Raw genomic sequence first — 25330 nt, forward strand, 5'->3', positions numbered from 1 at the left:
TCGCGACTGTAGCGTGAACCTCCGGTTATTGAAAATCATTCCCATTAGAGGAGGGTTCATGCGCACCCCAGTAGTTGTCGTGACCGGGCAGAGCGACACCGGCGACATCGGTGACCTGCTTCTCGCCGACGGCGCAACGGCGTTGGTGGAGTACCACGTCGAGGACCACGTCGTGCACCGCACCACGACGGTGCTGCGGCGCGGTGTGCTGGTCAAAGCCGTGTCGGTGGTCGAGATGAGCAACGGGTGTCCGTCCTGCGCGGTGCGCGAGGATCTGGTTGACCATCTCTGTCGACTGCACCTGAGGCCGGACCTCGCTCGGATCGCGGTCCTGCTCAGTCCGTGGATGGAGCCCGAGCCGGTGTGCGTCGCACTCTCCCGTTCGCCGGCAGCGCGCCACGTCGCCGTGTCGGCCGTCGTCGCCACCGTAAACACCTCTGTCTGGCTGGACCAGGCGCTCGGCGACGACGAACTCGACGACGGACGTACCGTCGCGCAGGTGGTGGTCGGGCAGGTCGAGTTCGCGGACGTGGTCGTGCTCACCGAACCGCATCGGGACACCCTCGCGGTGGTGCGCAGGCTGGCTCCGTCGGCGCGGATCACGGTCGGCGCAGGCTGTTTCACGCTCGCGCTGGCGAACCTCGACGCCGATGCCCGCCGCGGCCGGGGCAATGATCCGTACGGTTCACTGCTGGCCGGACAGCCGCCGCTGGAGCCGGCCGGTCGGGTCCGCCTGGTCGAGTTCGCGGCACGACGCCCGTTCCACCCGAACCGTCTGCATGCCGCGGTCGACCTCCTTCTCGAAGGGGTGGTCCGCAGCCGGGGCCGGCTGTGGCTGGCACACCTGCCCGACACGGCGGTGGGGCTGGACTCCGCGGGCGGCGGACTGCTCGTCACGCGGGCGGGAAAATGGTTGGCCGCCATGACATCCCGCGAGCTCGTCTACGTCGGTGCGGAACGGCGCGCGATGGCCGACATGATGTGGGATGACCGGTACGGCGACCGGCACACGTCGATGACGGTCCTGGTGTGCGGCGCCGACCCTGCCGAGATCGTCTCGGCACTGCGCGGCGCCCTGCTCACCGACGCGGAGATGGGCCGCCCCCAGGACTGGCCCCGCTTCGATGACCCGTTCGGTGACTGGCAGCCGCAGGAGGCGCGGCTGGCATGATCGGGTGAATGAGCATCGGAGGAGACCCGCGCCCTGGTCGATGTCGAGTCCTGCTCGTCGCGCTGGCGGCTGTCGTCGCAGGGTTGACGTCGGCCGCGCCGGCGTCGGCCCGCCCGTCGGATCCCGGGGTCGTGAACTACGCGGTGTTGAACAAGGGCTCGGTCGGCAACATCGTCGGCGCCCGGATGGGTTTCGAGACCACGTTCGCGGCGCCGTTCCAGGCGTTCTACGTCGACACCCCGGCGTGCAACAACTGGGCCGACATCGGGCTACCCGAGGTGTACAACGACCCCGACCTGGCATCGTTCAGCGGCGCCGTCGCGCAGGAGTCGGCGACGGACGCGACGCACCTGGTGAAACAGGCGGTCGGGGTGTTCGCGACCACCGACGCGGCGAACCGCGCGTTCCACCGGCAGGTGGATCGGACCGTCGGCTGCGCCGGCCAGACCACCGCGATGCACCTGGACAACTTCACCACGCAGGTGTGGACGTTCACGGGCGGGCCGACCAGCGCGACCGAGGCCAACTGGGTCAAGCAGGAGGCGGGCACCGACCGGCGCTGCTTCGTGACGTCCCGGGTGCGGGAGAACGTGCTGCTGCAGGCCAAGGTGTGCCAGTCGGGCAACGGCGGCCCGGCGGTCAACGTGCTCGCCGGCGCGATGCAGAACACGCTCGGCCAATAGGACGTCACCGACAAGTCACTGAGTAAATCAGCAGACTTTGTCGGTCGGCTCTGGAAGATGGGTAGAGACGCAGCGATCGTTCCGCACCCGGAGGGGGTGGCTATGGCCCGGACGATGGCATCCGACGGTGTCGTCGAGCATGGCATGAACCCGCTGACCAGCGCTGAAGATGCCGCGCGCCACATCGCCGACACGTGTTTGACCGACGCGCCGGTCGGGCCGGTGGGCCTGGAGATCGAGGCGCACTGCTTCGACCTTGCCGATCCGCGACGCAGACCGGGGTGGGACGAGCTGTCCGCCGTGATCGCCGGGCTGCCGACACTGCCCGGCGGCAGCCGGGTCACCGTGGAGCCCGGCGGCGCGGTCGAGCTGTCCGGCCCACCGCTGGCCGACACCCCCGCCGCGGCCGCGGCGATGACCGCGGACCGGTCGGTGCTGCGGACGGGCTTCGCGCAGGCCGGGCTGGGGCTGGTGCTGCTCGGTGCGGACCCACTGCGCTCGGCGAAGCGGGTGAACCCCGGCGCGCGTTATGCGGCGATGGAACGGTTCTTCCACGACAGCGGAACCCCCGAGGCGGGCGCGGCGATGATGACGTCGACGGCGTCGGTGCAGGTGAACCTGGAAGCCGGGCCCAAGGCGGACTGGGCGCGGCGGGTCCGGCTGGCGCACGCGCTCGGGCCGACGATGATCGCGATCGCCTCGAATTCGCCGGTGTTGGGCGGCAAGTTCACGGGTTGGCGCTCCACCCGCCAACTCGTCTGGAGCGAACTCGACGACGCGCGGTGCGGACCGATCCTGGGCGCCGACGGCGACGATCCGGCCAGCGATTGGGCGCGCTACGCGCTGCGCGCGCCGGTGATGCTGGTGCACACCCCCGAAGCGGTTCCGGTCAGCCAATGGGTGCCGTTCGCCGACTGGGCCGATGGCCGGGTGCTGCTCGACGACCGCAGACCCACGATGGCCGATCTGGACTACCACCTGACGACCCTGTTTCCGCCCGTGCGCCCGCGCGGCTTCCTGGAGGTGCGCTACCTCGACAGCGTGCCCGAGGACACCTGGCCCGCGGTGGTGTTCATGCTGGCCACCCTGCTCGACGACCCAGTCGCAGCCGATGCCGCCGCCGAGGCCACCGAGCCGGTCGCCACCGCGTGGGACCGCGCCGCACAACTCGGCCTCGAGGACCGCAGGCTGCACACCGCCGCGATGCGGTGCGTGCAGGAGGCCGCCGAACGCGTTCCGGCCCCGCTGGAGGAATCGATGTCGCTGCTCGCGCGTTCGGTCGAACAGGGACGCAGCCCGGCCGACGATTTCGCCGACCGCGCGGTGCGTTACGGGATCGCGCGCGCGGTCACCCAACTGGCACAAGGAGAGATGTGACGACGCGGCAGACGCTCGCCGACGAACTGACCAGGGCCAGGAACCGCACGCTGCGTCTGGTCGACTTCGACGACGCCGAGCTGCGCCGTCAGTACGACCCGCTGATGAGCCCGCTGGTCTGGGACCTCGCCCACATCGGGCAACAGGAAGAGCTGTGGCTGCTGCGCGGCGGGGACCCGCACCGCGCCGGCCTGCTGACCCCTGAGATCAACGACCTCTACGACGCGTTCGTGCACTCCCGCGCCGCGCGGGTGAACCTTCCGCTGCTCCCGCCGACGGACGCGCGCAACTACTGCGCGACGGTGCGGGGGAAGGCGCTCGACCGGCTGGACGCGCTGCCCGACGGCCATCCCGACGCGTTCAACTACGCGTTGGTGATCAGCCACGAGAACCAGCACGACGAGACGATGCTGCAGGCGCTGAACCTGCGCACCGGGGCGCCCCTGCTCGACTCCGGCGCCGCGCTGCCTGCCGGTCGCGCCGACGTGGCGGGCACATCCGTGCTGGTGCCCGGTGGCGAGTTCGTCCTCGGGGTCGACGCGGCCGACGAACCGTTCTCGCTGGACAACGAACGCCCGTCGAACCGCGTCGACGTGCCGGCCTTCCGGATCGGCCGGGTCCCGGTCACCAACGCCGAGTGGCGGCAGTTCGTCGGCGACGGCGGATACGGGCAGCGGCGGTGGTGGTCGGAGGCGGGCTGGGCGCACCGGCAACAGGCCGGGCTGACCGCACCGCTGTTCTGGAACTCCGACGGGACCCGCACCCGGTTCGGCCACGTCGAGGACATCCCCGGGGACGAACCTGTCCAGCACATCACCTTCTACGAGGCCGAGGCCTACGCCGCGTGGGCGGGCGCGCGGTTGCCGACCGAGATCGAGTGGGAGAAGGCCTGCGCGTGGGATCCGGACATCGGTGCCCGTCGCCGGTTCCCCTGGGGTGCAACCGAACCCAATGCCGCGCTGGCGAACCTCGGCGGCGACGCGCTGCGCCCCGCGCCGGTCGGCGCCTACCCGGCATCGGCGTCGGCCTACGGCGCCGAACAGATGCTCGGCGACGTCTGGGAGTGGACGAGTTCGTCGCTGCGACCGTGGCCGGGGTTCACCCCGATGGTCTACCGGCAGTACTCGGAGCCGTTCTTCGACGGCACCGCCTCCGGCGAGTACCGCGTGCTGCGCGGCGGATCGTGGGCCGTCGCCGCGGGCATCCTGCGGCCCAGCTTCCGTAACTGGGACCATCCGATCCGGCGGCAGATCTTCTCCGGCGTCCGATTGGCGTGGGATGTGTAGGCATCTGGCGTGGCTCGGGGCCCCGGTGTCGGTGGCCGCGCTGGTCCTCGACCCGCCATCGGGTCTGCTGGTGCAGTCGTACGCGCCGCGGCGACAGAAGCACGGCCTGATGAACGCCGACGGTTGGGGCGTCGGCTTTTTCGACGACGGTGTGCCGCGGCGGTGGCGCAGCGCGGCCCCGCTGTGGGGCGATGCGTCGTTCGCGTCGGTCGCGCCCGCACTGTCGAGCACCTGTGTGGTGGCCGCGGTGCGCTCAGCCAGCACCGGCATGCCGATCGAGGCGTCCGCGTCCGCGCCGTTCACCGACGGGACATGGCTGCTGTCGCACAACGGGCTGGTCGACCGTGCCGTGTTACCGACCTCCCGGACCGCGGAATCCACCAACGACAGCGCACTGCTGGCCGCGCTGATCTTCGATCGCGGCATGGACGACCTCGGCGGCACCGTCGCCTCGGTCGCCGCCGACGACCCGAACGCGCGTCTGAACATCCTGGCCGCCAACGGGTCCCGGCTGGTCGCGACGACGTGGGGGGACACCTTGTCGGTGCTGCGCCGCGACGACGGTGTGGTGCTGGCCAGCGAGCCCTACGACGACGACCCCGGCTGGCGGGAGGTCCCGGACCGGCACCTGGTCGAGGTCGCGGACGACCGCGTGCGCATGACACCGCTGACATGACATCGCTGAAAGGATCGTGATGACGTTCTCCCTGGCGAACTACCTCGCCGCCGACGCCGCCGACGAGGCGCTGCGTCGCGACGTCTGCCACGGACTGAGCCAACAGCCGAAGACGCTGCCGCCCAAATGGTTCTACGACGCCACCGGCAGCGAGTTGTTCGACCAGATCACCCGGCTGCCGGAGTACTACCCGACCCGTGCGGAGGCGCAGATCCTGCAAGCGCGGGCCGCTGAGATCGCCGAGGCCTCGGGTGCCGACACACTCGTCGAACTGGGCAGCGGCACCTCGGAGAAGACGAGGATGCTGCTCGACGCCCTGAGTGAGCGTGGATCGTTGCGCCGCTTCGTGCCGTTCGACGTCGACTCCAGCGTGCTGCAGGCCGCGGGCGCGGCGATCGAGCAGGAATACCCGGGCATCGAGATCGACGCCGTGTGCGGCGATTTCGAGGAACACCTGGGCAAGATCCCGCGGACGGGACGGCGTCTGGTGGCGTTCCTGGGCTCGACGATCGGGAATCTGACACCTGGCCCGCGGGCGGAGTTCCTGGCGTCGGTGGCCGAGATGATGCAACCCGGCGACACGCTGCTGCTGGGCACCGACCTGGTCAAGGACACCGGCCGTCTGGTGCGGGCATACGACGACAGCGCCGGCGTCACCGCGCGATTCAACCGCAATGTGCTCACCGTGGTGAACCGGGAGCTCGGCGCGGACTTCGACGTCGACGCGTTCGCCCACGTCGCGGTCTGGAACCCCGACGAGGAGCGCATCGAGATGTGGCTGCGGGCTGAGCGCGCGCAACGGGTGCACATCGCCGCGCTGGCGCTCGACGTCGATTTCGCCGACGGGGAGGAGATGCTGACCGAGGTGTCGTGCAAATTCCGGCCGTCCGGTGTCGAGGCGGAGCTCGCCGCGGTCGGGCTGCGCCGAACCCATTGGTGGACAGACGATGCGGGAGACTTCGGGCTGTCCTTGGCGGCGAAATGAGCCGGCCCGACACGACGACGTTGGCCGAGACCTGGCGTGTGGCGCGGCCGGTGCCGGCCGGGGTGCATGTGGACAGCGCGGCGTGCTCGCGGCAGAGCTACGCGACGATCGACGCCTGCGCGCAGCACGCCCGCCACGAAGCCGAGGTCGGCGGCTACGTCGCCGCGGAAGCCGCCGCCCCGGTGCTCGACGCCGGTCGCGCGGCAGTGCGCGCCCTTACCGGAATGCCCGACGCCGGAGTCACATTCACCACCGGGTCCAACCACGCGCTCGATATCCTGCTCGGGGACTGGACGGGGGAGCGCACGCTGGCGTGTCTGCCCGGTGAGTTCGGGCCCAATCTGGCGATCATGGCCCGGCATGGGTTCGACATCCGCGTCCTGCCCGTCGACGAGTACGGCCGGTTGGACGTCAACGCGATCGGCGCCGCGCTGGCACACCATCCGCCCGCGCTGGTGCACTTCACCGTGCTGGGCAGCCACAGCGGGGTCGTCCAGCCCGTCCATGACATGGCGCTGGCCTGCCGCGGCCACGACATTGCGCTGTTCGTCGACGCCGCACAGGGATTCGCCCACGTCGACGTCGCGAACACCGGCGCCGACGCCATCTACACCTCATCGCGGAAATGGACCGCGGGTCCGCGCGGGGTCGGTGTGCTGGTCACCCGAGCCGGGGTGTTGTCGGATGCGACCCGGGAACGGCTCGGCCATGTCGAGACCAATGTCGGCCTGCACGTGGGGCTCTCGGTCGCGCTCGGCGAACACATGGCGGTCGGCCCGGCGGCGATGCAGGCGAGGCTGCGGGAGGTCGGGGCCGCCACCCGGACGGCGCTGGCCGACGTGCCGGGCTGGCGTGTGCGGGAACACCACGACGAACCCAGCGCGATCACCACGCTCTATCCGCCGCCGGGGGTGGACCCGCAGGTGGTGCGGGCCCGGCTGATCGCCGAGCACGCGATCGTGACGACCTACCTCGGGGTGGAGCGCGCGCCGCGGGAGCTGACCCGCCCCGCGCTCCGGGTGTCGCCGCACGTCGACGTCACCGACGCCGATCTCGCCGCGGTCGCCGAGGCGCTGTCGGCGGTCACGCCCGGTTGAGCAGGCTGCGCGCTGCCGCGGCCACCCGGTCCCGGTCGAACGTGATGACCGCGGCGAATCTGCGGTCGTTCTCGACGCCCTGACCGGGCGGTTCCAGTTCGCGGGCCACCAGTGCCGCGGCGGTGTCGGGGCCGAGCACCACGATGGTCCATTCCAGTGCCATCCGGTCGCCCGCGTCGATGTCCACCCACTGCACGCGGTGGGCGGCGTCCTGCGGCGCGTTCACGGCGAAGGCCAAGACCAGCGGCGACCGCTGCGCCAACATGGTGATGTTGTTCCGGGTCTCGCCGCGGAAGTTGTCCTGGCTCTGCAGGGTGAACAGCACGATCGGCGCGCTGTCGGCGGCGGCGGCGAGCCTTTCGATATGGCGCGACATCTCGATCAGGGTTCGTTTGCGCACAGTGCGCGCGGTGTGTGCGGTGGTGGCGATCTCGAACGGTGTTTTCGTGGTGTCGAGGCGTTCGGCCGATCGCGCGAACCGCGGCAGAATGGCCGGATTCGGGGCGGTGTCGAGGGGGCCGGGCCGGCCGAAGCGGTAGCCCTGACCGAGCGTCGCGCCGTAGGCCAGGGCCTGCTCCAGATGCTCGTCGGTCTCGATGCCCTCCGCCAGGATCACCGCGCCGGTGCGTTCGTGGTGCGCGATGACCGCCGCGATGGTGCGGGTCTGCAGCTGATCGGGTTGGCGCTGGACCAGTCCGAGATCGATCTTCATCACGTCCGGGGCGATGATGTCGAGCAGTGCCAGTGAGTCGGGATGTGCGCCGATGTCGTCGAGGGCGATGCGCACCCCGCATGAGCGCAGGGCCGCGACCTTGTGCAGCAGCGCCGGCGGATTCTCCAGCAGCCCGCGCTCGGTCAGCTCGAACATCAGCGTGAAGGTGCGGGCGGCCTCCGCAAGCGCCGATTCCGGCGGTACCTCGATGCCCGCGGCGACGGGTTCGGAGTTGAGTAGCAGCAGCATCCCTGCCGCAGAGGGTGATTCGAGTGCCGCGTGCGCGGCCGACCGGATGCACGCGTGGTCGAGCATGTCGAGCCGTCCGGTGGTGGCGGCATGGGCGAACACGTCGGCCGGGGACGGGTGGTGCAGTGACGGCCAGCGCGCCAGCGCCTCGTAGCCGACCACCGTCTCGTCCGGCAGGGACACCACGGGTTGGAACACGGGGACCAGACCCTCTCCGCGGACCGCGGCATCGAGCAGGTGCGTCGCGTCGCTCGGACGTGGGGTATGGATGACGTCTTCTCTCGTGTCGTGCGGGCGGGAGCGTGCCACAAGGTCACGTCATTCTCCCGCGTCGTTGCCGCTACACGGTAGCGGGGGCGCGGTTGAGGTGGGGCCGTTGCGGTTATCCAGGCTGCACCGAAGGTGGAGGGGATCACGATGACTACCGGCGCCGGCAGCGACGAAGCTCAGACCAAAGATCAGCCCGAGAAGAAGCGCGACCGTACGCACTGGCTGTACATCCTGGTGATCATCGCCGTGATCGCCGGCATCGTGGTGGGGCTCGTCGCGCCGGAGACCGCGGCGTCGCTCGGCATCCTCGGTGAACTGTTCGTCAAACTGATCAAGATGATGATCGTCCCGGTCATCTTCTGCACCGTGGTCCTCGGCATCGGCAAGGTGCGCGCGGCCGCCGCGGTCGGCAAGGTCGGCGGCCTGGCGATCAGCTACTTCCTGATCATGTCGACGATCGCGCTGGGCATCGGGTTGGTCGTCGGCAACCTGATCAGCCCCGGTACCGGCCTGAACGTCCCCAACGATCCCGGCAAGGGCGCCCAGCTGGCCGGCCAGGCCGAATCGGCGGGCGGCACCATGGAATTCATCGCCGACATCATTCCGGCGACGTTGTTCTCCGCGGTCACCGAGGGCAACGTACTGCAGGCGCTGTTCGTGGCGTTGCTGGTCGGATTCGGTATCCAGAGCATGGGCCGGACCGGCGAAGGGCTGCTCCGAGGCATCGAAGCGTTGCAGAAGCTGGTGTTCCGCATCCTCATCGGAGTGCTGTGGCTCGCTCCGATCGGTGCGTTCGGCGCGATCGCGGAGGTGGTCGGCGACACCGGCTTCGAGGCCGTCATCCAGCTCGGCGTGCTGATGCTGGCGTTCTACGTGACGTGCCTGATCTTCATCTTCGGTGTGCTCGGAGCCCTGCTGTACATGGTGGCCCGGGTCTCGATCTTCAAGCTGGCCCGCTACCTGGCGCGCGAGTACCTGCTGATCGTCGCGACGTCGTCGTCGGAGTCCGCGCTACCGCGGCTGATCGCGAAGATGGAGCACGCCGGTGTCGAACCCGCGACCGTCGGCATCGTGGTGCCGACCGGATACTCGTTCAACCTCGACGGCACGGCGATCTACCTGACGATGGCATCGCTGTTCATCGCCGATGCGCTCGGCGATCCGCTGTCGATCCCCGAACAGCTCGGCCTGCTCGCGTTCATGATCATCGCGTCCAAGGGTGCGGCGGGCGTCAGCGGCGCCGGGCTGGCCACATTGGCGGCGGGGCTGCAGAGCCACCGCCCAGAACTTCTCGACGGCGTCGGCATCATCGTCGGTGTGGACCGCTTCATGTCCGAGGCCCGCGCGCTGACCAACTTCTCCGGCAACGCGGTGGCGACCGTGCTCGTCGGCTCGTGGACCGGCACACTGGACAGTGAGCGGCTCAACCAGGTCCTCGACGGGGATAGGCCGTTCGACGAGGCCACGATGATCGACGACGAGGACGACGACAACGAGCGCGAACGGGCCTCGACGGCAAGCCCTTCGGCCTGACCTGCCTAGCCCTCCTTGTGCGCCTCCAGCAGGAACGCGTGCATGCACATCCTGCCCTTGTCGTCGAGCAGGTCCAGCGGTGGCGGCGGCATGCCGGGGATCTTGGGCACGTTCGAGTGGATCAGCGCCGGCCGGATGTCGTCGATCACCCAGTAGCGTGAAACCGCTTCGCGCAGTTCGAGTTCGGTGACCTCATTCGGTCCCTCCTGCATCTCGGGAGGGAACGCGCCCTTGGCGAACACGAGCACGAAGAACCCGGCCCCCGGTGCGGCCGCGCGGTGCATCGACTGCAGATACGGATCGCGGGCCTGGACCGGGATCGAGTGGAACAGCGTGCTGTCGACGATCGTCGGGAACCGGCCGTCGAAACCGGTCAGCGCGGTGATGTCGGCCGCGACAAAGGTGGCCCGCTCGGACAGGCCGCGTTCGGCGGCAGCGGTGGTCGCCGCGTGCACCGCGGTCGGGCTGATGTCGACCCCGGTCACCGTGTAGCCGTCTGCGGCCAAGGCCAGCGAGAGTTCGGCGTGGCCGCACCCGGCGTCGAGCACCTCGCTGCGGAACTTGCCCGCCTGCCACAGCGCCGCCAGTTCCGGCTGCGGCTCGCCGATGTTCCACGGCGGAGGCCCGTCGAATTGGCTCTCACCTCGATACGCGCTGTCCCAGTCCATCACGTCGGCCATGGACGCCAAGGTACTCGCCGCGCGGTGTGTCAGGGGTGAGGGTTCAGACCGGCAGGTCCCAGGTGTGCACCGGTTCGTTGGAGTGCATGCGCTCGCAGTACAGCCGCAGCATCTCCGCCAGCGCCTCGGGCCGGCTCATGCCGCGATCCTGTAGCGCGGTAACCGTCGCGGACTGCCAGCTCGCGCCGTTGCGGCCGGTCTTGGCGCGGCCCTCGATCACCCCGAGGTAGCGGTCGCGCACCTCGGCGGACACCTCCCACCGGCGCAGCCCCTCCTCGGCCAGCGGCAGCAGCTGCCGCAGCACCAGCTCGTCGGGCGTGACCTCACCGACGCCGGGCCAGTACAGCCGCGCGTCCATGCCGTGATGCGCGGCGGCGACGAAGTTCGCCTCGGCCGCGGCGAAGCTCATCTTGGTCCACAGCGGACGATCCTCCTCGGACAGCGTCCGCAGTACGCCGTAGTAGAAGGCGGCGTTGGCCATCATGTCCAGCACCGTCGGCCCGGCGGGCAGCACCCGGTTCTCCACCCGCAGGTGTGGTCGCCCGTTGACGATGTCGTACACCGGCCGGTTCCAGCGGTAGATGGTGCCGTTGTGCAGCCGCAGCTCCGAGAGCTCCGGGGTGCGCCCGGCCGCCAGCTCCGCAGCCGGATCCTCGTCGGACAGCTCCGGGAGCAACGACGGGAAGTAGCGCACGTTCTCCTCGAACAGGTCGAAGATCGACGTGATCCAGCGTTCGCCGAACCACACCCGGGGCCGCACTCCCTGCGTCTTCAGTTCGTCGGGGCGGGTGTCGGTGGCCTGGGTGAACAGCTCGATGCGGGTCTCGGCCCACAGGTGATGGCCGAAGAAGTACGGCGAGTTGGCGCCGACCGCCAGCTGCGGACCCGCCAGCACCTGGGCGGCGTTCCAGTTGTTCGCGAAATCCGCCGGCGACACCTGCAGATGCAATTGCATGCTGGTGCAAGCGGATTCAGGAGCGATGGAGGCGGTCTGCAGGCTCAGGCGCTCCGGTCCGGCGATGTCGATCATGATGTCCTCGCCGCGCGCGGTGAAGATCGAGTCGTTGAGCGCCTGATACCGGCTGGATTCGCTCATCCACTCACCCGTCAGGTGCTCGGGCATCAGTGTGGGCAGGATCCCGATCATCACGATGTGCGAGCCGTCGGCGCCGGCCTTCTCCTCGGCAGCGTTGAGGCTGGCGCGGACATCGGCCTCGAGGTCGAGCGCCGCTCGGCCCGGCAACCGGCGCGGCGGCACGTTGAACTCGATGTTGTAGGCGCCCAACTCGGTCTGATACGCCGGGTCGGCGATCGACGCGAGCACCTCGGAGTTGTTCATCGCGGGTTGGTAGGCGGAGTCGACGAGGTTGCACTCGATCTCCATGCCCGTCAGCGGCTTCTCGAAGTCGAAGCTCGCCTGGGCCAGCATCGTCTCGAACACGTCGAGGCACAGCTGCACCTTGCGCCGGTACTCGCGGCGGTGCGCGCGACTGAACTCGGTCTGCTTCAGCGCGGGATCGATGTCCTTGCCCACGGGACCGAGCCTATCGGCGCGACGCGATTGCGACCTGCGGACTGAACAACCCGCCGCGCAGTTCGATGGCGGCACCGGCGGACTCGGCCAGCGCGCGTAGCGCCGCGGGGCTGTAGGCCCGCAGCGAGCTGATCACCCCGTCGTGGACGAACGGCACCAGCGGGGCCCACGGCAGCATCGCGGCGAGCCGCAGCATGTGCAACGGGGCCGGTGGGCGGGGCAGGTCGATGATCACCAGCCGCTCGGCGGCGCGGATGCCCTCAGCGATCACCCGGGCCGCCTCTGGCGGCGGCAGGTGGTGAAACGACAGCGCGAACACCGCCAGGTCGAACTCGCCGTCCTCGGCGTCGAGGGCCGTCGCGTCCATCCGGCGCACCGTGGCCCGACGGTGCCGGCCCAGGTCGCCCGCGGCGATCGCGGCCACCGATTCCGGGGCGACGTCGGTGACGGTGAGCCGGGCGGTCGGGTGCCAGTCCAGCAGCTTGCGCGACAGCGCGCCGTGCCCGGCCCCGAGCTCCAGGATCTTCGGATCAGGCACCTCGGCGACCTCGTCGAGGACGATCTGGGCGAACCGTTCGTGGTTGCCGAACGTCTCGCCGGTCCAGTCCAGCGCCCGGATCACGCTGCGCTTGCGGGCGACGTCGGCCGGGCGGTCGGAGGCGCGGTCGAGGTACTCCAGCCGGTCGGTCTCCAGCAGCCGGTCCAGGCACGAGGCCCGCGGTCCGCCGCGCGGCATCGTCGAGATGTCGGTCTGGGCTGTCGGCATGTAGTCCATCATGGACGAATGGCCGACTTCGTCGCTGCAATCGACCAGGGCACCACCAGCACCCGCTGCATGATCTTCGACCACGACGGCGCCGAAGTGGGCCGTCATCAGCTCGAACGCGAGCAGATCCTGCCCAGGGCCGGCTGGGTCGAGCACAACCCCGTCGAGATCTGGGAGCGCGCCGCCTCGGTGGTCGCGACCGCGCTGAACAAGACCAAGCTCGCGGCCTCGGACCTCGCGGCGCTGGGAATCACGAATCAGCGCGAGACGTCGCTGGTGTGGAACCGCCACACCGGGCGGCCCTACTACAACGCGATCGTCTGGCAGGACACCCGGACCGACCGGATCGCCTCGGCGCTCGACCGCGACGGCCGCGGCGAGGTGATCCGGCGCAAGGCCGGCCTGCCGCCGGCCACCTACTTTTCCGGCGGCAAGCTGCAGTGGCTACTGGAGAACGTCGACGGGCTGCGTGAGGACGCCGAGAAGGGTGACGCGATCTTCGGCACCACCGACACCTGGGTGCTGTGGAACCTGACCGGCGGGTCGCGCGGCGGGGTGCACGTCACCGACGTCACCAACGCCAGCCGCACGATGCTGATGAACCTGGAAACCCTGGACTGGGACGACGAGCTGTTGGGGTTCTTCGGTGTTCCGCGGCAGATGCTTCCCAGGATCTGTCCGTCGTCGTCGCCGGAGCCCTACGGCGTCACCGTCTACGGGGACCTGCCGATCACCGGGATCCTCGGTGACCAGCAGGCCGCGATGGTCGGCCAGGTCTGCCTGTCCGAAGGCGAGGCCAAAAACACCTACGGCACAGGCAATTTCCTGCTGCTCAACACCGGCGAGACGATCGTGCGGTCCGGCAACGGCCTGCTCACCACCGTCTGCTACCAGTTCGCGTCGAGAGACGGAGGCCCGGCGAAACCCGTTTACGCCCTTGAGGGTTCGATCGCGGTGACCGGTTCTGCGGTGCAGTGGCTGCGTGACCAGCTCGGCATCATCAGTGGTGCGGCCCAGAGCGAGTCGCTGGCCCGGCAGGTCGAGGACAACGGCGGGGTGTACTTCGTGCCGGCGTTCTCCGGACTGTTCGCGCCGTACTGGCGTTCGGATGCCCGCGGGGCGATCGTCGGGCTGTCCCGGTTCAACACCAACGCCCATCTGGCTCGTGCGACGCTGGAGGCGATCTGTTACCAGAGCCGCGACGTCGTGGATGCGATGGCCGCGGATTCCGGTGTGCACCTTGAGGTTCTGAAGGTCGACGGCGGGATCACCGCCAACGACCTGTGTATGCAGATCCAGGCCGACGTGCTCGGTGTCGACGTGGTCAGGCCGGTGGTCGCCGAGACGACGGCGCTCGGCGCCGCGTACGCGGCGGGCCTGGCCGTCGGATTCTGGGACGGACCCGACGACCTGCGCGCGAACTGGCAGGAGGACGAGCGCTGGACCCCGAACTGGTCGGAAGAGCAGCGTGCCAACGGATATGCCGGCTGGCGCAAGGCCGTCGAGCGCACCCTGGACTGGGTCGACGTCGACTGATCCGTCACGCGTGGTCGGCCTTCCCGTCGACGCGGGGGATCACTGACCGGCGGCGACGAGTTCGCGCAGTTCGATCTCGGGGTTGTCCCGCTGCACCGTCTCCAGCCGCCACTTCGTCGAGAACACCGCCAGCATCACGCCGTCGGTACGGGTGAAGACCTCCACCGCGGCCATCTTCTGCAGCGCCTCGGCGTCGGCGGGGTCGCAGATCCGCGCCACCGTGTACGGCAGCCCCTCCAGCTCGATCGGCGCGCTGAACTCGGTGGCCATCCGGTGACTGGCCACCTCGAACTGCATCGGGCCGACCGCGGCCAGCACCGGGGCCTGGTCGCCGCGCCGGTCCGAGCGCAGCACCTGGACCACGCCTTCCTGGTCGAGCTGCTCGATGCCCTTACGGAACTGTTTGTGCTTGCTGGGATCGGTGCCGCGCGCGACGGAGAAATGTTCGGGGGAGAAGCTCGGGATCGGCGGGAATTCCACCGCGACGTCCTGGTAGAGGGTGTCGCCGGGACGCAGCGCGTTGGCGTTGGCCAACCCGATTACGTCACCCGGCCACGCGGTGTCCAGCGTCGAGCGTTCCCGGCCGAACACCGACTGCGCGTACTTGGTCACGAACGGCTTCCCGGTCGCGGCGTGGGTCAGCACATCACCGCGCTCGAACGTGCCCGAGCACACCCGCGCGTACGCGATGCGGTCGCGGTGCGCGGAATCCATACCGGCCTGCACCTTGAACACGAACGCGCTGAACGGCGCGGTCGCGTCGCGGCGGTTGCCCTCGACGTCGAGCTGGCCGCTCGGTGCCGGCGCCAGCTGCGCGAGCACGTCGAGCAACTGGTTCACGCCGAAGTTCAGCGCCGCGGAGGTGAACAGCACCGGGGTGGAGGTGCAGTCGAGGAAGCTCTCCGGGTCGAAGTCGGCGCCGTCGGCCTCCAGCAGCTCGCATTCCTCGACGGCGTTGTCCCAGTCCACACCGGCGGCGTCGTGCGCCTTGTCCGGGGCGATGTGCTCCTCGGGCGCGGCGGTGGCTCCGCCCGCGGTGCGGGTGAAGCGGATGAACTTGCCGGTGCGCCGGTCCAGCACACCCTTGAAGTCGCCCGCGATGCCGACCGGCCACGTCAGCGGGGTCGGGCGAAGTCCGATGCGCTCCTGGATCTCGTCCATCAGCTCGAGTGCGTGCCTGCCGGGCCGGTCCCACTTGTTGACCACCGTGATGATCGGGATGCGGCGGTGGCGACACACCTGGAACAGCTTCAGCGTCTGCGGCTCCAGGCCCTTGGCCGCGTCGATGAGCATCACCGCGGAGTCGACGGCGGTCAGCACGCGGTAGGTGTCCTCGGAGAAGTCCGCGTGGCCCGGGGTGTCGAGCAGGTTGACGATGCAGGTGCCGCCCGCCTGCGTCTTGTACGGGAACTGCAGCGCCGTCGACGTGATGGAGATGCCGCGGGCCTTCTCCATCTCCATCCAGTCCGAGACGGTGGCGCGGCGGCCCTGCTTGCCGTGGATGGCGCCGGCCTCGGTGATCGCCTTGGCATGCAGGACCAGGGCTTCGGTCAGGGTGGACTTACCCGCGTCGGGGTGGCTGATGACGGCGAACGTTCTGCGGCGCTGTGCTTCGGACGAGACGCGATCTGATCGCTTGGCCGCCGCGGTCGACGCATCGGCGGTGGTATTGCTCATGGTGACCCCGAGTTTATTGGCCGAGGTCACCAAACCGATAATCGCGACGGGGTCAGGCCGCGGCGTCCAGTTCGTTCTTGGTCTCGTCGTCGAGAGTGATGTCGCGCACCGCGGTGTTCTCCTCCAGGTGCGCCACCGACGAAGTCCCCGGAATCAGAAGCACATTCGGGGCCACCGACAGCGTCCACGCCAGCGCGATCTGTGCCGGTGTGCGGCCCAGCTTCTGGGCCTCCCGGACCACCGCCGGGTGGTTGAGCACCGGGTTGTCCGCCACGAAGCCCGAGCCCAGCGGAAAGAACGGCACGAACGCGATCTCGTGTTCGCGGCACAGGTCCAGCACCGGCTGTGATGTGCGGTCCACCAGGTTGTAGGCGTTCTGCACACAGACGATCTCGGTGTGGGTCAACGCGATTCGCAGGTGCTCGACACCGACGTTACTCAGCCCGATGCCGCCGATCAGGCCCTCGTCGCGGGCGGCGATCATCGCCGGGAGCTGACGGTCGAACAACTCGCGGTCGACGGGTCCGACGGCGCTGGGGTCTCCGGAGTGGATCCGCAGATTGACCGCGGCGAGCCGGTCGACACCGAGGGTCCGCAGGTTCTCCTCGATGTCGGCGCGCAGCTCGTCGGGTTCCTGAGCGGCGTTCCAGTTGCCCTGGTCGTCGCGCCGCGCACCCACCTTGCTGACCAGCGCCAGATCCTCGGGGTATGGGTACAGCGCCTCGCGGATCAGTTCATTGGCGACATTCGGCCCGTAGAACTGGGAGGTGTCGATGTGGTTGATGCCCAGCTCGACCGCGCGTTTGAGGACCGCGATGGCCTGGTCGTGATCGCGCGGCGGACCGAAGACCCCGGGACCGGGAAGCTGCATGGCGCCGTAGCCGACGCGACCGACGGTGTACGAGCCGAGTGGGAACGTGTCCATAACTCCTCCTTACACGGATTCGGCGCGGTTTCTTCCCCTGTGGGCGAAGAAACCGCGCCGAATCGGCTTCGGTCTACTCCTCTCCGAGGATGCTGTAAATCTCGCGTCGGGCGTTGTTGACCACATCGAGGATGCGTTGCTGCTGCTCAGCCGAGGCCGCATGTGCGGACTGGGCGACCGCGCCCATCAGCTGGCCGGCCGCGTTGCGCAGCCCGACCGCGGTGGGATCGGCGCCCTCGGTGATCTCGTCCCACGGCGCGGTGGCGATCTCGCCGGCAGCGGCGCGGCCCTGGTCGGTCAGCTCGAAGAGCTTCTTGCTGCCGTCGGATTCGGTCGAGACGAGCAGGCCTTCGTCGACGAGCAGTTGCAGGGTCGGGTACACCGAGCCGGGGCTGGGCTTCCACAGCTGCTGGCTGCGTTCGTGGATCTCCTGGATCATCTCGTAGCCGTGCATCGGCCGCTCGGTCAGCAGCTTCAGGATCGCGGCCCGCACGTCGCCGCGCCTGCCGCGACCGCCGCCGCGGGGACCGCCTCGCCGGCCGCCCGGGCCGAACCCGAATCCGGGGCCGAACCCGGGGCCGAAGCTTCGGCCGCCGGGGCCGCCGAAGTCGGGACCGAAGCCCGCGAATCCGGCGTCGCCACGGTGTTCGCGGACGTGATCACGGAACTCGCGGCGGGCCTGGCGGCGCTGTTCGTGCAGGGCGCGCCGGTCGGCGGGGCCGAAGCCGAAGCCGCCGGGCTGGAAAGGGTGCTGCGGGGGAGGGAAGAACGTCATGTCTGTCGTCTTTCGTCAGGGAAGCACGAAATCAGCTTCCGATACGTTGACGATATATCGGAAGATATCGCGATGCAACGATCTATTGCGACCGCTTTTCGATCCGGGCAGCCACCCAGCGTGCCCACTCGGCCGTCATCGCCGCCTCTCGGAGTCCGTATTCCAACGCCGCCCGGCCGTAGAAGTCGGTGTCGCTGGTGTCGTTCCAGGGCACCGTGTCGCACAGGTCCTCGTAGCGGGCAAGCGCGGATTCCGCGCGCGCGGCGACCGACCTGAGGTAGTCGCCGGCCTGCTCGGGCGTGACCTCGCCGAGCAGGAACACCCGCAGCAGGGCTGCGCTGCGCAGGGGCGGATCGTGCTGGAAATCCAGCACCCAGTCCCGCAGTGCGTCGCGGCCGGCGGCGGTGATGCCGTACTCCTTGCGCCCGCGCGCCCCGACGGCGGTGACCTCGATCAGGCCTTCGGCGGCGAGCTTGTTGAGCTCCGAGTACAACTGGCTCTGCGTCGCCGGCCACACATTGGCCATCGACACCTCGAACTTCTTCAACAGGTCGTAGCCGCTGGCGGGACGCCGGGCCAGCAGTCCGAGCGCAGCCATCCGAAGGCTCATGGCGGCATAGTACGGCCCCGATATTCCAGTTCTGGAACATCGGGGCCGTCTGCGGCGTGGATCAGCCCTCGACGAGCTCGGCGCCCTGGGGCAGGCGCAGCGCGGTCAGCTTCCACGGTCCGCGGGTGGCGAACACGTGATAGAGGCCGAACGCGACGCCGCAGCCGATGAACCAGCTGTACTGCGCCGCGGTCGTCATGCCGGTCACGTATCCGCCGAGCAGCACCGGGATCACGGCCAGCAGCGCGCCGACGATCGTCGCCGCGACGGCTGCGGGGTTGTAGCCCTTGCGGTACCAGTAGTTGCCCGTCTCGGTCATCCGGAACAGGTCGTCGACGACGATCTTCTGCTTGCGGACCAGGTAGAAGTCGCAGATCAGCACGCCGAACAGCGGACCGATGAAAGCGCCGAGCGTCTCCAGCGTGTAGTGGATGACCTCGGGGTTGCTGTAGAGGTTCCACGGCGTCAGCAGCACCGATCCGACCGCGGCGATCATGCCGCCCATCCGCCAGCTGATCTTCTGCGGGCTGACGTTGGAGAAGTCGAACGCCGGGCTGATGAAGTTGGCGACGATGTTGATGCCGATCGTCGCGATGGTGAACGTCAGCGCGCCCAGCACGATCGCGGTGGTGCTGTCGATGCGTGCGACGGTCTCCACCGGGTCGGTCAGCAACTCGCCGAACACCGGCACCGTCGCGGCCGCGGTGACGACCACGAGCAGCGAGAAGACCAGGAAGTTCACCGGCAGCCCGAGGAAGTTGCCCCTCTTGACCGCCTCGAAACTGCGGCCGTAGCGGGCGAAGTCGCCGAAGTTCAGCATCGGGCCGGAGAAGTACGACACCACCAGCGCGATCGCGCCGAGCATGACAGCCAGCGTGTTGCCCTGCTTCTCGCCGCCCAGGGTGAGGCTGACGTGCCAGCCCGACTTCCACAGCAGGTAGCCGCACAGGATGAACATCACGACATAGACCGCGGGACCGCAGAAGTCGATGAACTTGCGGATCGATTCCATCCCGCGCCAGAACACGCAGGCCTGCAGCACCCACAACAGCATGAAGCTGCACCAGCCCAGCAGCGACAGCCCGGTGAATCCGTACTGGTCGACGTCGGCGTACGGCGCCAGCCCGGGAAACAGCTTGAGCAGCACCACATCCAGGGCCGCGGAGGCGAGGTAGGTCTGGATGCCGTACCAGGCCACCGCGATCAGGCCGCGGATGATCGCGGGGATGTTGGCGCCGAGCACACCGAACGAACTGCGGCACACCACCGGGTACGGCACCCCAGCCTGCTGGCTCGGCTTGGCGACCAGGTTGCAGAAGACGTTGACGATGACGATGCCGACCAGCAGGGCGATCAGCACCTGCCAGCTGGCCAGGCCGAGCGCGAACAGGCTGCCCGCGGTCACGTACCCGCCGACGCTGTGCACGTCGGACATCCAGAACGCGAAGATGTTGTACGAACTCCAGGACTGCTTGCCCAGTGGAGCGAGGTCCTCGTTGGTCAACCGCGGGTCGTAGTCGTCTTTGATGACACCCCCGCCGACCGGGTGTCCTGCGGCTTCGACGATGTCGTTGGCGCCGACGACGGCGCTGGGAGGCAGATCTCGGATGTCTGACATTGCGCTTCCTGCCTGTGAACGGAGGGTTCGTTTGCAGGGAAGCTAGTTACGGCGTGTTTCCTGACCGTTGCGCCGAGAATATATTTCTGGGTTACCGGTCGCCGAGTACCAGGCCGGTGTCGGTCGGCAGTGACTCGACGACGACGTTGAGGCGCCTGTTGTGGACCGCGGCGGCGGCGAGCAGCGCTTCGGCGTCGCCGGAGAGGAACGCGTCGAGCATCACCCGGTGGTCCTCGTGCAGCAGGATGCGCTGTTGCGGCTCGACGTGCACCATCAACTGCACGGGTTCGGTGATGTTCCAAGCGGATTCGAGCATGTGCACCAGGCGCAGCATCCGCGACGGCCGGCTCAGCGCCATGTGAAACTGTCTGCTGTGCCGGTGGTAGGCCTGGGCGTCGTCGAATTTCAGTGCCTGCTGCAGGGTTTCGTGGACCTCGGCCAGGTGCGCGCGGTCGGAGTCGCTGGCGTGGACGACCGCGGCCGCCATCGCCGCCGACTCCAGCGTCTCGCGGACCAGATACATCTCGACGAGTTCGCTGGCGGTCAGTTGTGCGACGGCGTAGCCGGAGTTCTGCCGGTGCTGGACCAGTCCCTCGGCGGTGAGGGTCTTGAGGCTCTCCCGCACCGGGATGTGGCTGACGCCGAACATCTCGGCGACCTCGCCGACGGGGATCGGGGTGCCGGGCGGTACGGCGCCGTCGAGGATCACCCGGCGCAGCTCGTCGACGATGCTCACGGCGTCCCGGCCGACGGCCGCCTTGAACAGCGCGGCGGAGTGTCGGCGATCCCGCATCCCGCGATCTTCCTCCTTCCGCGGGTGGCCGGCGACCTAAAGACATTCCACTATTGACATGTCAGTAGTGGGGTGTCAGTGTGAGATAACCGATACAGGAGGTTCACCGATGACCGATACCGACGAATCCGTAGCAGTCGACTCCTCGGGCGAGCCCTCGTCGACCCTCTTCGGGACCGGCGAGTTCTTCCAGGTCGGCAACTATGCGCCGGTTCCCGGCGAACTCAGCGCAACCGATCTCCCCGTCGAGGGCGCCATCCCGCCGGAGATCGACGGCTGGTATCTGCGGAACGGGCCGAACCCCCGCGAGGCGACCGGGCACTGGTTCACCGGAGACGGCATGATCCACGGCGTCCGCATCGAGAACGGGCGCGCGGCGTGGTATCGCAACCGCTGGGTGCGCACCGACAGCTTCATCGACCCGTTCCCGGTCTACAACGAGGACGGCACCCGAAATCTGCGCTCCAGCGTCGCGAACACCCACGTCGTCAACCATGCGGGCAAGACGCTGGCGCTCGTCGAATCCTCGCTGCCCTACGAGATCACCAACGACCTGGAGACCGTCGGCGCCTACGACTTCGGCGGCAAGCTCACCGACGCGATGACCGCGCATCCGAAGATCTGTCCGACCACCGGTGAACTGCACTTCTTCGGGTACGGCAACATATTCGCCCCGCACGTCACCTACCATCGCGCAGATGCCAACGGGGAGTTGGTGATCGACCGACCGCTCGAGGTCCCGGCGTTGACGATGATGCACGATTTCGCGCTGACGCAGAACTACGTCGTGTTCATGGACCTGCCGATCGTGTTCAACTTCGACATCGCGATGCGCGGCGAAGGCGACATGCCCTACCGGTGGGATGACGCCTATGGGGCCCGGTTCGGGCTCCTGCGCCGCGACGATCCGTTCGGCGAGGTGCGGTGGTTCGACATCGACCCGTGCTACGTATTCCACGTCGCCAACGCCCACGAATCCGGCTCCACGCTGGTGCTGCAGGCGGTGCGATATCCCGAACTGTGGCGGGACAACGGCGGATTCGACGCCGACGGGGTGATGTGGACGTGGCGGATCGACCTCGGCACCGGCGCGGTCAGTGAGGGCCCGCTCGACGATCGCGTCGTCGAGTTCCCCCGCATCGACGACCGGCTCGCGACCCTGCCCGCGCGCTACGCGGTGTCCGTCGGCGACGCGCGCCTGGTCCGGCACGACCTGACCACCGGTGCGGCCGAGGAACACCGGTTCGGCACCCCGGAATCTCCGGGCGGGCCGGGCGAAGCCGTCTTCGTGCCGTCGGCGTCCGGTCCGGCCGACGAGAGCAGCGGGTGGTACATCGCCTACGTCTACGACCCGGCGCGCGCCGGCAGCGATCTGGTGATCATCGACGCGTCCGATTTCACCGGCCCGCCGGTGGCGAGGATCACGCTGCCGCAACGGGTTCCGTACGGGTTCCACGGCAACTGGATACCGGCCTGACAGGACGAGCCGGTCAGGACGGCGGGGCGAACCCGCCCGGGCCCGGCGGCGTGGGCATCGACGGGGGTGGCGGCGCGGTCCACTGGGATGTGGCCGGATTCTGCTGCAGGCGGTCGAGTTCGCGGCGGTGCCGCTCGGCCAGGACGGCGGCGAGCACCATCCCAGGGGGCGTCCCCGGCGGCGGTGGCGGCGAGATTCGCGACACCACCTCGGAGGTGATCCGATAGGCCATCTGGTCGCGCACCTGGGGGTCCAATTGCGGTGCGCGGGCCAGGAATTGGCGCGCCATATCGGCCTGCGCCGGGGTCAGTCCGGACAGCTGCAGCGTCGACGCCCACCACGCCAGTTGCGGTGGCATCGCCGGCGGCGGAGCCTGGCGTGCGGCCCGTTCGCTGATCACCACGGTGCCTGCGAAGATGTCGCCGACGCGTTTGCCCTGCGACGACAGCAGACTGCACAGCACGGCCGGGGCGCCGGTCAGCATCCAGAGTTCGATCACCCCGGCCAGTGCGCGGAACAGCGCCTGCCGGAAGCGTTCGGGGCTGCCGTCGTCGGACACCACCCGCAGACCCAGCGCCATCTTGCCGAGCGTCTTGCCCCGGGTGGCCGTCTCGAAGATCGCCGGATACCCGACGATCGCGAGCACCGTGAAGATGATCAGCACCGCCGCGGAGAACGCCGGGTCCGTGTCGGCCAGGGTCAGCGCCCACAGCAACACCCCGAGGACGTAGAGCAGCGCGACGACGGTGACGTCGATCAGCGCCGACAGCACCCGCACCGGCAGCTGGGCGATCTGGATGTCGAGGACCACGGCGTCGCCGGTCACCACGGGTTGTTGCTGGCCGACCATAACCAGCCACGCTACTAAAGTCGCGGGAGTGGATGTCGATGCGTTTGTCCTGGCGAACCGGCCGACGTGGGACCGCCTCGAGTATCTGGTCAAGCGGAAACGGCATCTGAGCGGCGCGGAGGTCGACGAATTGGTCGACCTGTACCAGCGAGTGTCGACGCACCTGTCGATCGTGCGGTCGTCGTCCTCGGATGCGGTGCTGGTCGGCAAGCTGTCCGGGCTCGTCGCGCGGGCGCGTGCCGTCGTCACCGGCGCCCACGCCCCGCTGTGGCGGGAGTTCGCCCGGTTCTGGACCGTGTCGTTCCCGGTGGTGGTGTTCCGCTCGTGGCGCTGGTGGGTGGCTTCCGGGGCGGCGTTCTACCTAGTTGCCGCTGTCGTCGCGGTGTGGGTTGCGCGCAATCCCGAGGTGCAGGCGGCGATCGGCACGCCCAGTGAGATCGCGCAGATCGTCAACCACGACTTCGCCGACTACTACAGCGAGCATCCGGCGTCGTCGTTCGCGCTGCAGGTGTGGGTGAACAACGCGTGGGTGGCCGCGCAATGCATCACCATGGCGATCCTGCTGGGGATCCCGATCCCGTACATCCTGTTCCAGAACGCGGCCAACCTCGGGGTCAACGCCGGCCTGATGTTCGACGCCGGTCGCGGTGACATCTTTCTCGGGCTGATCACCCCGCACGGGCTCATCGAGCTGACGGCCGTGTTCGTCGCGGCCGGGGTCGGGATGCGGCTGGGCTGGTCGGTGATCGCGCCGGGGGACCGCCCGCGCAGCCAGGTGCTCGCCGAGCAGGGCCGCGCCGTCATCTCGGTGGCGATCGGGTTGGTGGCGGTGCTGCTGGTGGCCGGCGCCATCGAAGGGTTCGTGACCCCGTCCTCGCTGCCGACCGCGGCGCGGGTGACGATCGGCGTACTGGCCCTTGCGGCGTTCGTCGGCTACGTCGTGTACTTCGGGCGGCGCGCCGTCGCGGCGGGGGAGACCGGCGACATCGAGAACGCCCCGGACGTGCTGCCCACGGGGTAGGCCTCTTCCTCGCGAGCAGACACAGACCCGCGCGACACGCAGGCGACACGCCGGACTTCGCGTCTGCTCAGCAAGCGATTGCGGCGCGCTCGAGGTGATCGGTGAGGCGTGCCGCCAGGCGTGCGGGATGGAGCCGGACATCGGAGACGACGATCGGGACGACCGTCCACCCGCCGTGCTGGATTCCGGCGAGACGCCTGCGGTCCCTGAGCATCTCAGCGGGACCCGAATGCCAATCGATACTTTCGTACTCGGCCGCCACCAGATGCTCGGGCCAGGCGAAGTCGACGCGCCAACTCTCGTCCGTGCCGTCGATGACGTACTGCAGCTCGGGACGGGGGACGCCGTGGTCGTGCATCACCAGCCGCGCCTCGCTCTCCATCGGGGATTCGGCGCGGGCGTCTGCGAGCGTGAGCAGGTCCCGCACCGCCACGATGCCGCGACGTCCGCGCTGCTCGTGAGCCGCGGCGTCAAGTTCGGCAGGCGAGCAGATCCCGGAGCGCAACGCGGCGTCCAGGGTGGCCAGGGCACGCGGGCGGGTGAGCGTGCGCGCGACCTCGACCGCCGTCCACGCCGGTGTGGTGGCCAGGCGACCGTCTGTGCGGCGCAGAGGTGCGCCGACGCGCTGATGGACCATGAGGCCGACCGTAGGACGAACACGGACTCCCGGATCGAGGATGTGAAGCGCCGTCGTGCCTTCGGTGTCGAAACCGTACAGCTTGGCGGCGGTGCCCATACATGCGACAGCGCGCCGGCCTATGAAGGTATCGAGGGCAGCCAGCTTTCCCCAGTAGTCGGGTTCAGCGCTCGCATACACCCCATGCCACACGCGTACCAGCTCGCCCCGGCGCACGAGCCCATCGAGCTGCTGACGCGAGATGGCTCCGAGCAGCGTGGATGTCCTTGCAAACCCGCCGGCGGCCCGCAAGAGGTCTTCGACTGCTTTCTGCACCCTTGGATCGTCGGCCGGTGCGCGGGGATGACGCGGCACCAGCTGCACCGGCTGGGGATGAAATCGGTTGTGGGGAT

General features: G+C 69.0%; 23 protein-coding genes. 11 read left to right on the forward strand and 12 right to left on the reverse strand.

The genetic code is table 11. From position 1 onward, the window contains the following. Window positions 1-58 precede the first annotated feature (58 nt). The 7 genes from mrf (at window position 59) to egtE (ending at window position 7275) form a co-directional block, all read left to right on the forward strand. On the forward strand, window positions 59-1171 hold the full coding sequence (mrf, locus tag NTM_RS09435; protein ID WP_163766141.1) for a ribosome hibernation factor-recruiting GTPase MRF: 1113 nt from the start codon (window positions 59-61) through the stop codon (window positions 1169-1171). An 8-nt stretch (window positions 1172-1179) separates the two neighbouring features. Next, window positions 1180-1854: a sensor domain-containing protein gene (locus NTM_RS09440; protein ID WP_163766142.1), complete on the forward strand. Its 675-nt coding sequence runs from the start codon at window positions 1180-1182 to the stop codon at window positions 1852-1854. A gap of 102 nt (window positions 1855-1956) precedes the next feature. Further along, window positions 1957-3231, forward strand: coding sequence for an ergothioneine biosynthesis glutamate--cysteine ligase EgtA (gene egtA, locus NTM_RS09445; RefSeq protein WP_163766143.1), 1275 nt, complete (start codon window positions 1957-1959; stop codon window positions 3229-3231). Continuing rightward, window positions 3228-4517, forward strand: coding sequence for an ergothioneine biosynthesis protein EgtB (gene egtB / locus NTM_RS09450; RefSeq protein ID WP_163766144.1), 1290 nt, complete (start codon window positions 3228-3230; stop codon window positions 4515-4517). Before egtA ends, egtB begins: the two co-directional genes overlap by 4 nt. After that, window positions 4510-5193, forward strand: coding sequence for an ergothioneine biosynthesis protein EgtC (egtC, locus tag NTM_RS09455; RefSeq protein WP_104862676.1), 684 nt, complete (start codon window positions 4510-4512; stop codon window positions 5191-5193). Before egtB ends, egtC begins: the two co-directional genes overlap by 8 nt. A 19-nt stretch (window positions 5194-5212) precedes the next feature. Then, window positions 5213-6178: an L-histidine N(alpha)-methyltransferase gene (egtD, locus tag NTM_RS09460; RefSeq protein WP_104862675.1), complete on the forward strand. Its 966-nt coding sequence runs from the start codon at window positions 5213-5215 to the stop codon at window positions 6176-6178. Beyond that, window positions 6175-7275: an ergothioneine biosynthesis PLP-dependent enzyme EgtE gene (gene egtE / locus NTM_RS09465; RefSeq protein WP_104862674.1), complete on the forward strand. Its 1101-nt coding sequence runs from the start codon at window positions 6175-6177 to the stop codon at window positions 7273-7275. Before egtD ends, egtE begins: the two co-directional genes overlap by 4 nt. On the opposite strand, the gene NTM_RS09470 is transcribed toward egtE, so the two are convergent. After that, entirely contained in the window at window positions 7262-8545 is a 1284-nt protein-coding gene (locus NTM_RS09470) for a sensor domain-containing phosphodiesterase (RefSeq protein WP_163766145.1), read from the reverse strand. The genes egtE and NTM_RS09470 overlap by 14 nt on opposite strands. 108 nt (window positions 8546-8653) lie before the next feature. Between NTM_RS09470 and NTM_RS09475 the strand changes: the two genes are divergently transcribed. Then, complete coding sequence (locus NTM_RS09475) at window positions 8654-10039, forward strand: cation:dicarboxylate symporter family transporter (protein ID WP_104862855.1); 1386 nt, start codon at window positions 8654-8656, stop codon at window positions 10037-10039. Window positions 10040-10044: 5 nt separating this feature from the next. Here NTM_RS09475 and NTM_RS09480 read toward each other — a convergent pair whose 3' ends face one another. Genes NTM_RS09480 through NTM_RS09490 form a run of 3 tightly spaced genes read right to left on the reverse strand, consistent with a single transcriptional unit; the run spans window position 10045 to window position 13028 of the window. Continuing rightward, window positions 10045-10719, reverse strand: coding sequence for an SAM-dependent methyltransferase (locus tag NTM_RS09480; RefSeq protein WP_163766146.1), 675 nt, complete (start codon window positions 10717-10719; stop codon window positions 10045-10047). 43 nt (window positions 10720-10762) lie between these two features. Next, a complete protein-coding gene (locus tag NTM_RS09485; protein WP_104862671.1) occupies window positions 10763-12253 on the reverse strand; it encodes a glutamate-cysteine ligase family protein in 1491 nt (496 codons plus the stop codon). Window positions 12254-12263: 10 nt separating this feature from the next. Next, window positions 12264-13028 carry a class I SAM-dependent methyltransferase gene (locus NTM_RS09490; protein ID WP_179964056.1) on the reverse strand — a complete coding sequence of 255 codons (765 nt, stop codon included), beginning with the start codon at window positions 13026-13028 and terminating at the stop codon, window positions 12264-12266. Window positions 13029-13037: 9 nt separating this feature from the next. On the opposite strand from NTM_RS09490, the gene glpK reads away from it, so the two are divergent. Next, entirely contained in the window at window positions 13038-14555 is a 1518-nt protein-coding gene (gene glpK / locus NTM_RS09495) for a glycerol kinase GlpK (protein ID WP_163766147.1), read from the forward strand. 39 nt (window positions 14556-14594) lie between these two features. On the opposite strand, the gene NTM_RS09500 is transcribed toward glpK, so the two are convergent. The 6 genes from NTM_RS09500 to NTM_RS09525 form a co-directional block, all read right to left on the reverse strand. Further along, a complete protein-coding gene (locus NTM_RS09500; protein ID WP_179963910.1) occupies window positions 14595-16232 on the reverse strand; it encodes a peptide chain release factor 3 in 1638 nt (545 codons plus the stop codon). Window positions 16233-16284: 52 nt separating this feature from the next. Continuing rightward, window positions 16285-17157, reverse strand: a complete 873-nt coding sequence (locus NTM_RS09505) for an oxidoreductase (protein ID WP_163766149.1) — start codon at window positions 17155-17157, stop codon at window positions 16285-16287. Window positions 17158-17230: 73 nt separating this feature from the next. After that, window positions 17231-17932: a PadR family transcriptional regulator gene (locus NTM_RS09510; protein ID WP_163766150.1), complete on the reverse strand. Its 702-nt coding sequence runs from the start codon at window positions 17930-17932 to the stop codon at window positions 17231-17233. Between the two features lie 82 nt (window positions 17933-18014). Continuing rightward, window positions 18015-18542 carry a PadR family transcriptional regulator gene (locus NTM_RS09515; protein WP_163766151.1) on the reverse strand — a complete coding sequence of 176 codons (528 nt, stop codon included), beginning with the start codon at window positions 18540-18542 and terminating at the stop codon, window positions 18015-18017. 61 nt (window positions 18543-18603) lie between these two features. Further along, window positions 18604-20160, reverse strand: a complete 1557-nt coding sequence (locus NTM_RS09520) for an NCS1 family nucleobase:cation symporter-1 (RefSeq protein WP_163766152.1) — start codon at window positions 20158-20160, stop codon at window positions 18604-18606. Between the two features lie 91 nt (window positions 20161-20251). Continuing rightward, window positions 20252-20953 carry a GntR family transcriptional regulator gene (locus NTM_RS09525; protein ID WP_104862662.1) on the reverse strand — a complete coding sequence of 234 codons (702 nt, stop codon included), beginning with the start codon at window positions 20951-20953 and terminating at the stop codon, window positions 20252-20254. A gap of 109 nt (window positions 20954-21062) precedes the next feature. Here NTM_RS09525 and NTM_RS09530 point away from each other — a divergent pair, with 109 nt between their 5' ends. After that, window positions 21063-22430 (forward strand): carotenoid oxygenase family protein, encoded by a 1368-nt coding sequence (locus NTM_RS09530; protein WP_163766153.1) that lies wholly within the window; start codon window positions 21063-21065, stop codon window positions 22428-22430. Window positions 22431-22443: 13 nt separating this feature from the next. Here NTM_RS09530 and NTM_RS09535 read toward each other — a convergent pair whose 3' ends face one another. Beyond that, window positions 22444-23280, reverse strand: a complete 837-nt coding sequence (locus NTM_RS09535; RefSeq protein WP_163766154.1) for an RDD family protein — start codon at window positions 23278-23280, stop codon at window positions 22444-22446. A gap of 28 nt (window positions 23281-23308) precedes the next feature. Between NTM_RS09535 and NTM_RS09540 the strand changes: the two genes are divergently transcribed. Then, window positions 23309-24301, forward strand: a complete 993-nt coding sequence (locus NTM_RS09540) for a stage II sporulation protein M (protein WP_104862659.1) — start codon at window positions 23309-23311, stop codon at window positions 24299-24301. A gap of 67 nt (window positions 24302-24368) precedes the next feature. Here NTM_RS09540 and NTM_RS09545 read toward each other — a convergent pair whose 3' ends face one another. Further along, window positions 24369-25253: a type IV toxin-antitoxin system AbiEi family antitoxin domain-containing protein gene (locus tag NTM_RS09545; protein WP_104862853.1), complete on the reverse strand. Its 885-nt coding sequence runs from the start codon at window positions 25251-25253 to the stop codon at window positions 24369-24371. Window positions 25254-25330: the final 77 nt, after the last annotated feature.

It is taken from the genome of Mycolicibacterium parafortuitum (assembly GCF_010725485.1).
Taxonomy (GTDB): Bacteria; Actinomycetota; Actinomycetes; order Mycobacteriales; family Mycobacteriaceae; genus Mycobacterium.